Source organism: Saccharopolyspora sp. NPDC003752, from assembly GCF_053605825.1.
Genome location: NZ_JBSGJZ010000055.1, coordinates 38,796 through 52,485, shown reverse-complemented (window position 1 = coordinate 52,485; position 13,690 = coordinate 38,796). Strand labels below are relative to the sequence as shown.

Annotated in this window: 14 protein-coding genes; 11 read left to right on the top strand and 3 right to left on the bottom strand. The window is 70.8% G+C overall.

Annotated elements, in window-relative coordinates:
* Window positions 1-927: AMP-binding protein (locus tag ACWEV3_RS39465; RefSeq protein ID WP_452618799.1), on the bottom strand; the 927-nt coding region annotated here is incomplete at its 3' end.
* Window positions 928-1,085: 158 nt separating this feature from the next.
* Here ACWEV3_RS39465 and ACWEV3_RS39460 point away from each other — a divergent pair.
* The 5 genes from ACWEV3_RS39460 to ACWEV3_RS39440 all read left to right on the top strand — a co-directional run bounded on the left by ACWEV3_RS39460 (window position 1,086) and on the right by ACWEV3_RS39440 (window position 5,100).
* Window positions 1,086-1,250, top strand: coding sequence for a hypothetical protein (locus ACWEV3_RS39460; RefSeq protein WP_452618798.1), 165 nt, complete (start codon window positions 1,086-1,088; stop codon window positions 1,248-1,250).
* Window positions 1,251-1,348: 98 nt separating this feature from the next.
* The gene (locus ACWEV3_RS39455) at window positions 1,349-2,548 is read left to right on the top strand and encodes a M20 metallopeptidase family protein (RefSeq protein ID WP_452618797.1); all 1,200 of its coding nucleotides are present in this window, start codon (window positions 1,349-1,351) and stop codon (window positions 2,546-2,548) included.
* On the top strand, window positions 2,545-3,816 hold the full coding sequence (locus ACWEV3_RS39450) for an MFS transporter (protein WP_452618796.1): 1,272 nt from the start codon (window positions 2,545-2,547) through the stop codon (window positions 3,814-3,816). Before ACWEV3_RS39455 ends, ACWEV3_RS39450 begins: the two co-directional genes overlap by 4 nt.
* Before the next feature lie 167 nt (window positions 3,817-3,983).
* Window positions 3,984-4,430: a helix-turn-helix domain-containing protein gene (locus ACWEV3_RS39445; RefSeq protein ID WP_452618795.1), complete on the top strand. Its 447-nt coding sequence runs from the start codon at window positions 3,984-3,986 to the stop codon at window positions 4,428-4,430.
* Window positions 4,423-5,100, top strand: a complete 678-nt coding sequence (locus tag ACWEV3_RS39440) for a formylglycine-generating enzyme family protein (RefSeq protein WP_452618794.1) — start codon at window positions 4,423-4,425, stop codon at window positions 5,098-5,100. Before ACWEV3_RS39445 ends, ACWEV3_RS39440 begins: the two co-directional genes overlap by 8 nt.
* A gap of 4 nt (window positions 5,101-5,104) precedes the next feature.
* On the opposite strand, the gene ACWEV3_RS39435 is transcribed toward ACWEV3_RS39440, so the two are convergent.
* Window positions 5,105-5,527, bottom strand: coding sequence for a MarR family winged helix-turn-helix transcriptional regulator (locus ACWEV3_RS39435; RefSeq protein WP_452618793.1), 423 nt, complete (start codon window positions 5,525-5,527; stop codon window positions 5,105-5,107).
* Window positions 5,528-5,619: 92 nt separating this feature from the next.
* Here ACWEV3_RS39435 and ACWEV3_RS39430 point away from each other — a divergent pair, with 92 nt between their 5' ends.
* Both ACWEV3_RS39430 and ACWEV3_RS39425 read left to right on the top strand, forming a co-directional pair.
* Entirely contained in the window at window positions 5,620-6,696 is a 1,077-nt protein-coding gene (locus tag ACWEV3_RS39430) for a substrate-binding domain-containing protein (protein WP_452618792.1), read from the top strand.
* Between the two features lie 328 nt (window positions 6,697-7,024).
* Window positions 7,025-8,053, top strand: coding sequence for an aliphatic amidase (locus tag ACWEV3_RS39425; RefSeq protein WP_452618791.1), 1,029 nt, complete (start codon window positions 7,025-7,027; stop codon window positions 8,051-8,053).
* Window positions 8,054-8,057: 4 nt separating this feature from the next.
* Here the strand turns inward: ACWEV3_RS39425 and ACWEV3_RS39420 are convergent, their stop codons facing one another.
* The gene (locus tag ACWEV3_RS39420) at window positions 8,058-9,035 is read right to left on the bottom strand and encodes an LCP family protein (protein ID WP_452618790.1); all 978 of its coding nucleotides are present in this window, start codon (window positions 9,033-9,035) and stop codon (window positions 8,058-8,060) included.
* Window positions 9,036-9,324: 289 nt separating this feature from the next.
* On the opposite strand from ACWEV3_RS39420, the gene ACWEV3_RS39415 reads away from it, so the two are divergent.
* The 4 genes from ACWEV3_RS39415 to ACWEV3_RS39400 all read left to right on the top strand — a co-directional run bounded on the left by ACWEV3_RS39415 (window position 9,325) and on the right by ACWEV3_RS39400 (window position 13,492).
* Window positions 9,325-9,534, top strand: a complete 210-nt coding sequence (locus tag ACWEV3_RS39415; RefSeq protein WP_452618789.1) for a hypothetical protein — start codon at window positions 9,325-9,327, stop codon at window positions 9,532-9,534.
* A 14-nt stretch (window positions 9,535-9,548) separates the two neighbouring features.
* Window positions 9,549-11,639 (top strand): bifunctional polysaccharide deacetylase/glycosyltransferase family 2 protein, encoded by a 2,091-nt coding sequence (locus ACWEV3_RS39410; protein WP_452618788.1) that lies wholly within the window; start codon window positions 9,549-9,551, stop codon window positions 11,637-11,639.
* 143 nt (window positions 11,640-11,782) lie between these two features.
* Window positions 11,783-12,769: an ornithine cyclodeaminase family protein gene (locus ACWEV3_RS39405; RefSeq protein WP_452618787.1), complete on the top strand. Its 987-nt coding sequence runs from the start codon at window positions 11,783-11,785 to the stop codon at window positions 12,767-12,769.
* Between the two features lie 51 nt (window positions 12,770-12,820).
* On the top strand, window positions 12,821-13,492 hold the full coding sequence (locus ACWEV3_RS39400) for a GntR family transcriptional regulator (protein WP_452618786.1): 672 nt from the start codon (window positions 12,821-12,823) through the stop codon (window positions 13,490-13,492).
* Window positions 13,493-13,690 lie beyond the last annotated feature (198 nt).

The following is a 13,690-nucleotide window of genomic DNA, read 5'->3' as shown; positions in this document are numbered from 1 at the left end:
GGCGGCGGTCTCGGACAGGCCGTAGCCCTCCAGCACCACGATGCCCGGCACCTTCCACTCGAACTCCCGCAGCACCTCCTCCGGCATCGCCGCGCCGCCGGAGATCCCGGCCCGCAGCGAGGAGAGGTCCCGGCCGGCGAGGTCCTCGCCGAGCAGCGCGAAGTACATCGTCGGCACGCCGGAGAAGATCGTGCAGCGGTGCCGCTCGATCGCGTCCAGGACGGCTCCGGTGTCGAACTTGGGGATGAGCACCGCCGAGCCGCCGAACCTGATCACCGGGCCGAGCACCGTGACCAGCCCGAACACGTGGAACAGCGGCAGCACCACGACGCTCACGTCGTCCTCGGAGACGCCGAACCGCTCGCCGCCGACGGTGCAGGCCATGAACAGCTCGAAGTGCGTCAGCTCGGCGCCCTTCGGCTGACCGGTCGTGCCGCTGGTGTAGAGCACGACCGCCGTGTCATCGGCTTCCACGGCGGTGATCTCGCCGGTGTCCTCGGCCGCGCACAGCTCCTCGAAGGGCTTCGTACCGCTGGGAGCCGCCGAGCCGACGACGTAGACCGGCACCTCGCCCGCGGCCTTGACGGCTTCGTCCGCGAAGGACTCGAAGGTGATCAGCAGCGTCGCTTCGCTGTCGGCGAGGTGGTAGGCGATCTCCGACGCCCGCAGCATCGGGTTCAGCGGCACCATCACGAGGCCGGCCTTGAGGATGCCGAGGTAGGCGAACAGGAACTCGGGCACGTTCGGCAGGTGCACGACGACCTTGTCGCCGCGGCGCAGCCCGGCCGCCTGCAGTCCGGCCGCGACGCGCCCGCTGAGCTCGTCGACCTCCCGGTACGTGATGGCCTGCGCGCCGAAGTGCAGGAGTGGCCGCTCGGGCCGCTCGGTCGCAGATTCGCGCAGCATCGTCGCCAGGTTGAATCCCATGCCCACTCCGTCGGTTCGGGGAACGGCGGTGTCGCCCGGACAAGTCGGTACCGACCAGTCGGTATGAGCGCAGCCTACGCAAGGGTGATCTGGCACACAAGATGCCGGTCAGGTGGCGCTGCGCTCCCGGGCATGGCGGACTCCGGTTTCCCCGCGGCGTGAGCGCGCCCGCGACGAGGGAGCTGAACGCGGCCGGCTACCCCGAACTGCGGCAGCTCGACGGCGTTCCGGCCGCCGAGCTGGAGAAGCTCCACGGCATGGGACCGAAGGCGCTGTCCCGGCCGCAGGAATCGCTCGAAGAGCTCGGCCTGTCGCTGTCCTGATCGTTTCCTGCACGCAACCGCGCTTCCGCAACGGTTTCCCGACATTCTGGTGTTCCCCGGGCGGCGGGCGGTCATCCTGACCGTGACGTGATCATGAGATGAGGGGACTGCCGTTGTCCACACGCGAGCTGCAGGACGAGTTGGTGCGGTTGCGGCGGCAGCTGCACGCCGAACCCGAGGTCGGGCTGGATCTGCCGCGCACCCGGGAAAAAGTGCTGGCCGCGCTGGACGGCCTGCCGCTGGAGATCACCACCGGTAACGGGCTGAGCTCCATCACCGCGGTGCTGCGCGGCGCGCACCCGGGCCCGACGGTGCTGCTGCGGGCCGACATGGACGCCCTGCCCGTGACCGAGCAGACCGGCGTGGACTACTCCTCCCGGATCGACGGCCGGATGCACGCCTGCGGGCACGACCTGCACACCGCGATGCTGGTCGGCGCCGCGCGGCTGCTGACCGAGCGGCGCGCGGAGCTGGCCGGCGACGTGGTGCTGATGTTCCAGCCCGGCGAGGAGGGCTGCGACGGCGCCGGGAAGATGATCGCCGAAGGCGTGCTGAAGGCCTCCGGATCGCACCCGGTCGCCGCGTACGGCATGCACGTCCAGGCCGCGCGCCACGACCTCGGGACCTTCACCACCCGGCGCGGCCCGCTCATGGCGGGCGGCGACCTGCTCCGGGTGACGGTGCGCGGAGCGGGCGGCCACGGCTCCACCCCGCACCGCGCCAAGGATCCGATCGCCCCGGCCTGCGAGATGGTCGGCGCGCTGCAGGCGCTGGTCGCGCGCACTGTGGATCCGTTCGAGACCGTGGTGCTGACGGTGGGCAGCTTCCACTCCGGGGACGCGGGCAACGTGATCCCCGGCGAAGCGGTCTTCGACGGCTCGCTGCGCTGGTTCTCCGCCCCTTCGCGGGACGCGGTCTGGGCGGGCATCGACGCCGTGTGCAACGGCATCGCGGCGGCCCACGGCGTCGAGGTCGACGTGGACCTCACCGAGTACGTGCGCGCCACGATCAACGACGACGCCGAGGCGGAGTTCGCCGCGCAGGTCGCGGCGGACGCCCACGGTGACCGGTTCTCCTGGCTGGACCGCCCGGTCACCGGCGGCGAGGACTTCTCCCGCGTGCTGGAACAGGTTCCGGGCGCGTTCATCTTCCTGGGCGCGTGCCCGCCGGACCGCGATCCCGCCACCGCGCCGGACAACCACTCCCCGTTCGCCGTCTTCGACGACAGCGTGCTCGCCGACGGCGCCGCGCTCTACGCCGAACTTGCGATCCGCCGCCTGGCCCGGAGCCAGCCGTGATCACCGAAACCGACCGCACAACGCCCCGGAAGTGGCGGACCATCGTCAGCACCGGCGCGGGCAACGCGCTGGAGTGGTTCGACTGGAACGCCTACGCCGTCTTCACCCCGTTCTTCGCCGCGCAGTTCTTCCCCGCCCACGACAGCACCAGCGCCGTGCTGTCCAGCCTGGCGATCTTCGCCGTCGGGTTCCTGATGCGGCCGCTGGGCGGGCTGCTGTTCGGCTGGTTCGGCGACCGGATCGGCCGCCGCTCCGCCATGGTCGGCTCCATCGCGCTGGCCTCCGGCGGCAGCCTGCTGATCGGCATCGCGCCGACGTACGAGACGATCGGCATCGGCGCGGCGCTGCTGCTGGTGGTCGCCCGGCTGTGCCAGGGGCTCGGGCACGGCGGCGAGATGCCCGCGGTGCAGACCTACATCGCGGAGATGGCGCCGCGCGGCCGGCGCGGGATCTGGTCCAGCCTCGTCTACACCTCGGGAACCTGCGGAATCCTGGCGAGCTCCGCGCTCGCCGCCGCATTGGCGGGCGCGCTGCCGCCGGGCGCGATGAGCGCTTGGGGCTGGCGGGTGCCTTTCCTGCTCGGCGGCGTCGTCGGGCTCTACACCCTCGTGATGCGGCTGCGGCTGGCCGAGACGCAGGTCTTCGACCGGCAGCGGACGACGAACCGGCCGCCGCTGTGGCGGAGCTTCTGGGAGCAGCGCACCGCGTGCCTGCGGGTGATCGGGCTGACCGTCGGCAGCACCGTGGTGTTCTACACCTGGGTGGTTTCCGCGCCCGCGCAGGCGATCAGCGTCCACCACCTGGACCCGTCCGCGGCGCTGTGGGTCGGCGCCCTGGCGAACGCGGTGTTCATCCTCGTCCTGCCGTGGTTCGGGGCGCTTTCGGACCGCATCGGCCGCAGGCCCGTGCTGCTGATGTCCTTCGTGGGCAGCGCCGTGGTCATCTACCCGCTGAGCTGGCTGATCCAGGACCAGATCTGGCAGTTCGCGGTCGCGATGATCGTCGCGCTGCTGGTCATCGCCCCGGGACCGGCGATCATGCCCACTGTGTACGCGGAGCTGTTCCCGACCCGGATGCGGACGGCGGGCGCCGGCTTCCCGTACGCCATCGCGACGGCGGCGTTCGGCGGCAGCGCGCCGTACCTGCAGACCTGGCTGGCCAGCAGCGGCCGCGGCGACGTGTTCCTCGGCTACGCGGTGATCCTGCTGCTGATCAGCACCGTGGTCGCGTACCGCATGCCGGAGACCAAGGACATCGCCCTCGACTGACGCCGTCGTTCCCGCGGCCGTGCGCCCGGGTGCTGCCGCGGAGGCCCGCACGGCCACCAAGCGGCATCGCCACGTCAAGGCACGAGCGAACGCCTATCCGTTCATGGCACGCGTCATATCTCTGAAAACTTCCTTATCGCTCCCTATCTGGACTACATTGGGGAACGATGAAGGAAGAAATGTACTCTGTGGAGCAGGTGGCCGATCGACTCGGGCTGCACGTGCGCACCGTTCGCGGCTACATCCGCTCGGGGCGGCTCAAGGCGGTGCGGATCGGCAAGCAGTACCGGATCGCTCGCGCCGACCTGGAGGCGCTGACCGGCCGCCCGCAGCCCCCATCGGGCCGGCCCGCCGGGGCGGTGGAGGTGTCGAGCATCGTGCAGATCGACGGCGTCGACCGCGCCGCGGCCGATCGCATCGGCACGCTCGTCCAGGCCGAGGCGAACGGCGCCCCGCACCCGCTGCGCATCCAGACCGTCCACGACGAGGAGCGCAGCCGCCTGAAGATCGTGATCCTCGGCGGCGCCGCCGCGACCGCCGAGCTGCTGAACCTGCTGCACGCCGTACTCGAAGGCGACAACGGGCTGCTCGCCGAGGAGTCCGACGATGCCTGAGCCACCAGCAGGTCTGGGCATGATCGCCGTCCCAGGCGGCGAAATCGTCCTGCGGGACGAGGGCACGAAGACGAACTGGCCGGTCGAGGTCGGCGACTTCCTGCTGGCGGCGCACCCGGTGACCCGCGAGCTGTACCGCGCCGTCACCGGCGACGCGCCGGCGAGCCCGGCGGGGCCGCGGACGCCGGTCACCGAGGTCTGCTGGCAGGATGCCGTCCGGTTCTGCAACCTGCTCTCGGCATCGGCGGGACTCCAGCCCTGCTACTCGATCGGCGACGACCCCGACGCGCGGGAGGTGACCTGCGACTGGTCCGCCGACGGCTTCCGGCTCCCGACCGAGGCCGAGTGGGAGCACGCCTGCCGGGCCGGGACCTCGGGGGTCCACTATGGAGAGTTGGACGAGATCGCCTGGTACCGCGGGAACTCCGGCGACGAGGTGCACGAGGTCGCGACCAGGGCGCCGAACGCGTGGGGCTTCCACGACATGATCGGCAACGTGTGGGAATGGTGCTGGGACGTCTACGATCCCGAGGTCTACGGCCCGTACCGGGTGTTCCGCGGCGGCGGCTGGTACGACCCGCCCCGGGGATGCCGCGCGTCGTGCCGCCGCAAGAGCCACCCGACCTTGCGCACCGACGACCTCGGGTTCCGGCTCGCCCGCTCGCGCTGACGCATCAGCGCTCCGCCATGCCCTCCAGGGCTTCCAGCACCGCCCCGGCGCGCTTGAGACCGCTCAGGAGGTGCTGTTCGACCTCGGCGACCTTCGGCGCCACCTCCCGGTGCAGCCCCTCGCCCCGGCGGCTCAGGTGCACCAGGACCTTGCGGCGGTCCGCCGGGTCCACCTCCCGGTACACCAGGGCCGTCGTGACCAGCCGGTCCACCAGCCGGGTCAGGGTCGGCCCGGTGATCATGGTGCGCTCACCGAGCTCGGCCATCGCCAGACTTCCCTCCGCCGCCAGGGTTTCCACCACCAGCCACTGGTCGAAGGTCAGTCCCTCCGGCCGGACGACCTGCTCGACGCTCGCGGTGACCGCGCGCGCGGCCCGGGCCAGCGTCCTGGTCAGCGGCGGGCTCGCCGCGACGTCACCTGCTGCCATGCTCCCCGATCCTCACTCTTGCGCTACCCCGCGGGAATCGTAAGACTTCCACCTGGAAGCGATCGAGACTCTCGCCATTTTCGGAGCCGCGAATGGCATTCGGCCCAGCGGTGCGCGAACGCGCCGCGAGGTGGCGCGTGGGCATGGTGATCCCGCTGCGCGGCCCGGCCGGCCTGTTCGGCCCGTCCTGCGAAGCGATCACCGAACTCGCGGTGCAGGAGCTCAACGACGCCGGCGGGATCCTCGGCCGCGAGGTGGCCGTGCACGTCGTGGACGGCGGCGCGCCGCCGCGCGAGGTCGCCGCGGAGGTCGGCAGGCTGGTCGCGGCCGGGGAGATCGACGCGGTCACCGGCTGGCACATCTCCTCGGTGCGGCACGCGATCGCGCCGGCCGTGGCCGACCGCGTGCCCTACGTCTACACCTCGCTCTACGAAGGCGGCGAGCGGCGCGCCGGCATCTTCTGCTCCGGCGAGACGCCGCGCTTCCAGATCGCTCCGGCGCTGCGGTGGCTGCGCGACAACGCCGGTGTGCGCCGCTGGTTCGTGGTCGGCGACGACTACGTCTGGCCGCGCGGCTCGACCGCCGCGGTCCGCGCCTTCGCGCGCGAACTGGACCTGCGGATCGTCGGCGAGACCTTCGTCGGCCTGGGCACCGGAGACATGCGGCAGGTGACCAGGCAACTGGCCGACTCCCCGTGCGACGGCGTGCTGATGCTGCTCGTCGGGCAGGACGCCGTGCGGTTCAACCGCGCCTTCGCCGCGCAGGGCCTGCACGAACGCCTGGTGCGGTTCAGCCCGCTGATGGAGGAGAGCATGCTGCTCGCCAGCGGCCTGGACGCGACCCGGAACCTGTTCGTCTCGGCGGGATACTTCCGGTCGCTGGCCACGGCGGACGCGATGGACCTGCTCGGCGCGTACACCCGGCTGCACGGCCCGTCGGCGCCGCCGCTGAACAACGCCGCCGAATCCTGCTACGAGGGCCTGCGCACGTTGGCGAAGCTGGCGCGACGAGCGGGCTCGGCACGCATGGCGGAGTTCAACGCGGCCATCGACGGCACCGCCTACCAGGGCCCGCGCGGCACGGTCGAGTTCCGCGGCCACCAGGCGGCCCAGCACGTCCACCTGGCGGTGGCCGACGGCTACGACTTCGACGTCATCACCCGCCTCTGACCACGAACCCGGATCTCGTTCGCGCGGCGGCGCGTCCGCGACGGCAACGAGCGAACGGACCGTTCACCTCGCCTATCGATGCGAACAGGCCGTTCACCTCACCCCCCATGGCACTGGTCCCGTGTGCGAACGGACCGTTCACCTCGATAGACGAGACCAACAGGCCGTTCACTCCAGCTGCTCGGCACTGGCGCTGGGGTCGCTCGGTTCCCTTGATCTCATAACGACTTTCGCGGCGGAGCCGCTCATCGCTTGACGCTCCACCCATGTCGTTTTATTTTCACATGGAAGTTTTCCAGTGGGAATCACCTCGCCGAGGAGGCAATCGATGCGACACGGGGACATCGCCGCCAGCCCGGACACCGTCGGCGTCGCGGTGGTCAACTACAAGATGCCGCGCCTGCACACCAAGGCGGAAGTGATCGCCAACGCGCGGAAGATCGCCGACATGGTCGCCGGCATGAAGACCGGCCTGCCGGGCATGGACCTGGTGGTGTTCCCGGAGTACTCGACGCAGGGCATCATGTACGACCCCGGCGAGATGTTCGCGACCGCGTCCACGGTCCCCGGCGAGGAGACCGAGATCTTCGCCGAAGCCTGCCGCCGCGCCGAGACCTGGGGCGTCTTCTCCATCACCGGCGAACGCCACGAGGACCACCCGGACAAGCCGCCGTACAACACGCTCGTGCTGATCAACGATCGCGGCGAGATCGTGCAGCGGTACCGCAAGATCCTGCCCTGGTGCCCGATCGAGGGCTGGTACCCGGGCGACACGACGCACGTCGTCGACGGCCCGAAGGGCATGAAGGTCTCCCTGATCATCTGCGACGACGGCAACTACCCCGAGATCTGGCGGGACTGCGCGATGAAGGGCGCCGAGCTCATCGTGCGCTGCCAGGGCTACATGTACCCGGCCAAGGACCAGCAGGTGCTGATGTCCAAGGCGATGGCGTGGGCGAACAACTGCTACGTCGCGGTCGCCAACGCCGCCGGCTTCGACGGCGTCTACTCCTACTTCGGGCACTCCGCGATCATCGGCTTCGACGGCCACACCCTCGGCGAGACCGGCGAGGAGGAGTACGGCATCCAGTACGCGCAGCTGTCGGTGTCGGCGATCCGCGACGCGCGCCGCCACGACCAGTCCCAGAACCACCTCTTCAAGCTGCTGCACCGCGGCTACACCGGCGTGCACGCCGCCGGCGACGGCGACAAGGGCGTGGCGGACTGCCCGTTCGACTTCTACCGGATGTGGGTCAACGACCCGGATCGGGCGCAGAAGAACGTCGAGACGTTCACCCGCGACGCCGTCGGCGTCAAGGACTGCCAGGTCGGCTCGCTGCCGACCGACCCGGCCTGATCGTTCACCGGGCGCCCGAGAGCGCCTCGCGGGGCACCGGCCGGTCCTGCCCGAGCGCGGCGAACAGCTCCGCCGACTTCTCCTTGTCCCAGAACAGGACCGCGCCGACACCCGGCATGTCCATCCCGCCGTTGGTCGGCACGGTCGCCGTGATCAGCCCCTCGCCCGCGGTGCTCGCCTGGAGACCGAGCTGCCCGAGGTCGTCCAGGTGGTCGCCGTCGGCGACGGTGACGGCATCGGCGAGCCCCCACGCCATGGGCACCGAGCGCAACGGGTTGAACAGCACCTCCCGGCTGGTCGCCTTGTGCACCAACGAAGTGAGGAACTCCCGCTGGTGCTCCGCGCGCTCCAGGTCGCCGCGCGCGAAGGCTCGGGTGCGGACGAATCCGAGCGCCTGCGCGCCGGTCAGCTGCTGGCAGCCGGCCGCCAGGGTCAGGTCGATCTTCGGGTCGTGGATCGGCTGCGGCAGGCACATCCGCACGCCGCCGACCGCGTCCACGACCCCGGCGAAACCGCCCAGGCCGATCTCCAGGTAGTGGTCGATGCGCAGCCCGGTGGCCTCCTCCACGGTCCGGGACAGCAGCGTCGGACCTCCGTAGGCGTAAGCCGCGTTGAGCTTGTTCGGGCCGTGGCCCTCGATCGGCACCAGGGAATCGCGCGGCAGGCTGACCAGCGTCGGCGCGCCCGCGCCGGCCGGGATGTGCAGCAGCATGACCGTGTCGGTGCGGGATCCGGCCGCGTCGGCCGTGCCGCCGGTGACCAGATCCTGTTCCTGCTGCTGGGAAAGACCGTCGCGGCTGTCCGAGCCGACCAGCAACCAGTTCGTACCCTGCGCCGACGCGGTGCGACCGGCGTAGTCGGTGAACGCGGGCACCCTGCCCAGCGAGAAGTCCAGGTACAGCGCAACGGCGACGACGAGCACGACCACGCCGGCCAGCGCCAGCGACACCAGTCGGGCGGTGCGCCGCAAGAAAAATCTCACGATCCGTGTTCACTCCGCGCGTTCAGATCACTCGCACGCGTCCCCGACAAACGACGTGCCTTGGTTCAGAGTGACCGTAACGTTATCGTACGGTGCCCCGACTTACCCATTCGAGTGATCGACGCTTCCGACAACCGGAGTAGTGATGTCCCAACGAGGCCGCCAGCGACCCCGTAGCGGCTCGGCTGAAGTCCACGCCAGGCACCGGCGCCGCGGCAGCCCCGGAACCGTCGTGGTCCACACCGGACACTCCGGACGGCGGAGACATAGCGGCGAAACCACTCTCGACGTGCGCCCGGACCGGAGCGTGCGCCGGGTGCACCATCCGGCGGAGCCGGTCTTCGTCGACAGCAGCGGTCGCCGTCGACGCACGTTCCGCCGGGTCGTCCTGGCGATCAGCCTCGTGCTCGTGTGCCTCGGGGTCTTCCTCGCCGCGGCGATGCTCGACTCGCGCGCCCCCGCCCCGCCGCTGCCGGCCACCGCAGGCGTCAACTCCTAGAGCTGGAACAACTTTTGCCGCGTCGCTCGCAAATCCCCCGAACTCCCCGGGCGCACTGGCTGCTGCTCGGCCTGGTGCTCCTCGTGCTGTGCGGTCTGCTCGGCCTCGACTCCGTGCTCAGCCGCGCGGGAGCGCCGAGCACGCCGAGCGGCAGCAGGGAGTTCGTGCCCGAATCCGCGTTCGCCGGCGGTTCCGTGATCGATCCGCGCGAACCGGTGGTTCAGCACCCGCCGGACCGACACCTGGCGCTGACCTTCGCCGACGGACCCGATCCACAGTGGACACCGGTGCTGCTGGACGTGCTGACCCGGCACCAGGTGCACGCCACCTTCTTCGTGACCGGCGCGCAGGCCGCCGAGAACCAGGGGCTGGTCCGCCGGATCGTCGACGCCGGGCACGAGATCGGCAACCGCACCCTCACCCGCACCGACCTCCGGCAGGCCGGCGACCTGCGGGTGCAGCTGGAACTGCAGGCCACCGACCTCGTGCTGGCGAGCGCCGCCGGCATCACGACGAACCTCGTCCAACCGCCGTACGCGACCACCGGATCGCTGGACTACGACGCGTGGAAGGCGTTCCTGCGCATCGGGAACCACGGGCGCCAGGTGGTGCTGGCCGACCTGGATTCGCAGGACTGGCGGCAACCCGACGCGGCGGCCGTGCTGGCGAACTCGACGCCCGGGAACGACCGCGGCTCGGTGCTGATGATGAGCGGCACCACCGGCCCGGCGACCGCCGAGGCGCTCGACCGCTTGCTGCCCGACTTGCAGCGCTCCGGCTGGCAGGTCGACTCGGTCGGCGGCACCTTCCGGATTCCCGGCACGATGAACGAAGCCGGGATCGTCGACCGCATCGCAGGCACCCTGCTCGCCACCACCATCTGGTCGTCCGCCTGGCTGTCGGACGCGCTGCGCGCGCTGCTGTTGGCGGCGACCGTGCTGGTCGCGCTGCGCGGCGTCTTCGTGCTGCTCATCGTGCCCATCCACGTGCGTCGTTCCCGCCGGTGGGAACCGCCGTGGCCGATCAGCCAGCGCGTCGGCGTGATCGTCCCGGCGTACAACGAAGAAGCCGGCATCGCGAACACGGTGCGATCGATCCTCGCCTCCGAGCATCCGGTGGAGGTGATCGTGGTCGACGACGGCTCCACCGACCGGACCGTCGAGGTGGTCGAGCGGCTGCAGGAGCGGTTCCCGCGCATCCGGTTGATCCGGCAGGAGAACTCGGGCAAGTCCGTGGCGCTCAACACCGGGCTGGCCGCGGCGAACTCCGAGCTGGTGGTCATGGTGGACGGCGACACGGTGCTCGAACCCGATGCGGTGGGAAAGCTGGTCGCGCACTTCACCGATCCGGCGATCGGCGCGGTGTCCGGCAACGTCAAGGTCGGCAACCGCCGCAGCCTGCTGGGCCGCTGGCAGCACATCGAGTACGTGATCGGCTTCAACCTCGACCGCCGCGTCTACGACGTGCTGCACTGCACGCCGACGGTGCCCGGCGCGCTCGGCGCCTTCCGCCGTTCGGCGATCCTCGACATCGGCGGCGTCAGCGACGACACCCTCGCCGAGGACACCGACCTGACCATGGCACTGGAGCGCGACGGGTGGCGAGTGGTCTACGAGGAGAACGCGATCTCGTGGACCGAGGCGCCGGCCACCTACGGCCAGTTGTGGAAGCAGCGCTACCGGTGGTGCTACGGGACGTTGCAGGCGATCTGGAAGCACCGGCGGGCGGTCATCGAGCGCGGCCCGGCCGGGCGGCTCGGGCGGCGCGGCCTGCCCTACCTGCTCGTCTTCCAGGTGTTGCTGCAGGTGATCTCCCCGGTGGTCGACGTGACCGCGTGCTTCGCCCTGTTCACCGAGGACGCCGGCACGGTAGCGCTGACCTGGCTGGGATTCCTGGTGCTGCAGGCGGTTCCCGGCGTCATCGCGTTCCGGCTGGACGGCGAGTCGCTGCGCCCGTTGCTGGTGCTGCCGCTGCAGCAGATCGTGTACCGGCAGCTGATGTACCTGGTGGTGGTGCAGTCGGTGATCACCGCCCTCGCCGGCGCCCGGCTGCCGTGGCAGAAGCTGGAGCGCCGCGGCCGGATCGTCCCGCTCACGCGGCGGTGATCCAAGCGCGCCCACCCGACGGGGACCGGCGGGTGGGGGTCCGCAATTTCCATTGAAATCGAACCTTCGATTTCAATGGAAATCGAAGACCAACGATATGGTATACCATAGACCAACGCTCCTTCTTCGACGGAGAGGTCCCGATGGTGCGCATCCTGACCCGGTCCGACGTTCGCTCGCTGATCTCGATGGACGAGGTGATCGATGCGGTGCAGAAGGCGCACGAGGACCTCGCCCTCGGCCGCGCCGACCAGCCCGAACGGCATCCCGCCCGCACGCCCGGCACCGACGCGCACCTGATCCCGATGACCGCGGCGCTCGCCGACGGCCAGGCCGGTGGCGTCAAGCTGCTCGCCGACGTGCCCGCGAACCCGGCCCGCGAGCTGCCCCGGCAGCAGTCGACGATCGTCCTGGTCAACCCCGAGAACGGGGTCTGCGAGGCATTCCTCGACGGCGGCGCGATCACCCAGTACCGGACCGCCGCCGCCTCCGCCGTCGCGACCCGCTGCCTGGCCCGCCCCGACGCGCGCGTGCTCGGCCTGATCGGGGCAGGCGCGCAGGCGCGCAGCCACCTCGCGGCGATCACGCGGGTCCGGCCGATCGACCGGGTGCTGGTGTGGAGCCGCACCGAGGCCAGCGCACGGGCCTTCCGGGATGCCGTGGCCGACAGCGGCGTGGGCATCGAGCTCGCCGGCAGCCCCGAGCAGGTCGTCCGCGGCTCGGACGTCCTCTGCACCCTCACCCCGGCGGCGACGCCCGTGGTCGCCGGTCGCTGGTTCGGCGAGGGCCTGCACGTCAACGCCGTCGGGGCGCCGCCGCGCCGGGACCACCGGGAGATCGACACCGACGGCATCGCGCGCGCCCGCGTCGTGGTGGACTCGCTGGACACTGCGCTCGCCGAATCGGGTGCCGTGTCGATCGCGCTCGACGAAGGCGCCATCACGGTCGACCACGTCCGCGACGAGCTCGGCGAGGTCCTCACCGGCGCGAAGCCCGGCCGCCGCGACGACGCTCAGATCACCCTGTTCAACTCGGTGGGCGTGCCGATCCAGGACCTCGCGACCGCCCGGATCCTCGTCGACCGGGCGCGCGACAAGGGCATCGGGATCGAGATCTCGCTGCCCGAGTAGGCGGAATACGATGGGCCGCGCGGGAGCCGGACCGCGGCCAGGAGGTGCCAGGTGTCGCTGGAAGCGCGACCTTCCGTCGGGTCGGCGCATCGTTCGTTGCGCGACTCGATCGCCGACGAGCTGCGGGAACGGATCATCTCCGGGGCCTACCCGCCCGACTTCCGGTTGGTGGAGCGCGATCTCGCGCAGCAGCTGGAGGTTTCGCGGATCCCGCTGCGCGAGGCGTTCCGGCAGCTGGAGTCGGAAGGACTGGTGCGCGCGCTGCCGCGGCGCGGCGTGGTGGTCGCCTCGATGACGGCGAAGGACGTCGAGAACCTGTTCGAGATCCGGGAGAGCCTGGAATCGCTGGCCGCTCGGCTCGCGGCGCAGCGCGCCGACCGGCAGGGCCTGCAGCGGCTGCGGGCGCACCTCGACGAGGCGCGGGCGACCACAGCCGCCGCGGACAAGGACGGCATCGCCCGCGCCAACGCGGCGTTCCACGCGACGATCATCGACCTCGCCGACAACGAGCTGCTGCACTCGATGATGGCGCCGCTGAACAGCAAGGTCCGCTGGCTGTTCCGGCTCACCAGCGCGACCGACCCGGAGATGCTCTGCCGGGAGCACACCGATCTGTTCGACGCGATCGCCGCGGGCAACGCCGAAGAAGCGGCCCGGATCGCCCTGGAGCACGTGGCGGCCAGCCGCCAGCCCACCTTCGACCAGCTGGCAAATCCACAGTAGAGGCTGTTTCCACACTCGTTTTGCGTGGCGGTGCGGGTGGCGGAACCTCAGACGCCGTCTGGACTGTGGGATCCCCGACTTACGTATGACCAATACGCGGCATCGGGGCTGTCCTCGCCAGACGACGTCTGAGAACCCGCAGCGGTGCAAGTTGCGAGGGTGGGCTAAGCGGCTGCGCCGCTTCAAAGACAAAGATCG

What these genes read in the sequence shown, in the direction of transcription:
- ACWEV3_RS39455 (WP_452618797.1), top strand. Translation starts at nt 1,349, where the DNA reads ATGAGGGGACTGCCGTTGTCCACACGCGAGCTGCAGGACGAGTTGGTG.
- ACWEV3_RS39445 (WP_452618795.1), top strand. Translation starts at nt 3,984, where the DNA reads ATGAAGGAAGAAATGTACTCTGTGGAGCAGGTGGCCGATCGACTCGGG.
- ACWEV3_RS39440 (WP_452618794.1), top strand. Translation starts at nt 4,423, where the DNA reads ATGCCTGAGCCACCAGCAGGTCTGGGCATGATCGCCGTCCCAGGCGGC.
- ACWEV3_RS39435 (WP_452618793.1), bottom strand. Translation starts at nt 5,527, where the DNA reads ATGGCAGCAGGTGACGTCGCGGCGAGCCCGCCGCTGACCAGGACGCTG.
- ACWEV3_RS39430 (WP_452618792.1), top strand. Translation starts at nt 5,620, where the DNA reads ATGGCATTCGGCCCAGCGGTGCGCGAACGCGCCGCGAGGTGGCGCGTG.
- ACWEV3_RS39425 (WP_452618791.1), top strand. Translation starts at nt 7,025, where the DNA reads ATGCGACACGGGGACATCGCCGCCAGCCCGGACACCGTCGGCGTCGCG.
- ACWEV3_RS39405 (WP_452618787.1), top strand. Translation starts at nt 11,783, where the DNA reads ATGGTGCGCATCCTGACCCGGTCCGACGTTCGCTCGCTGATCTCGATG.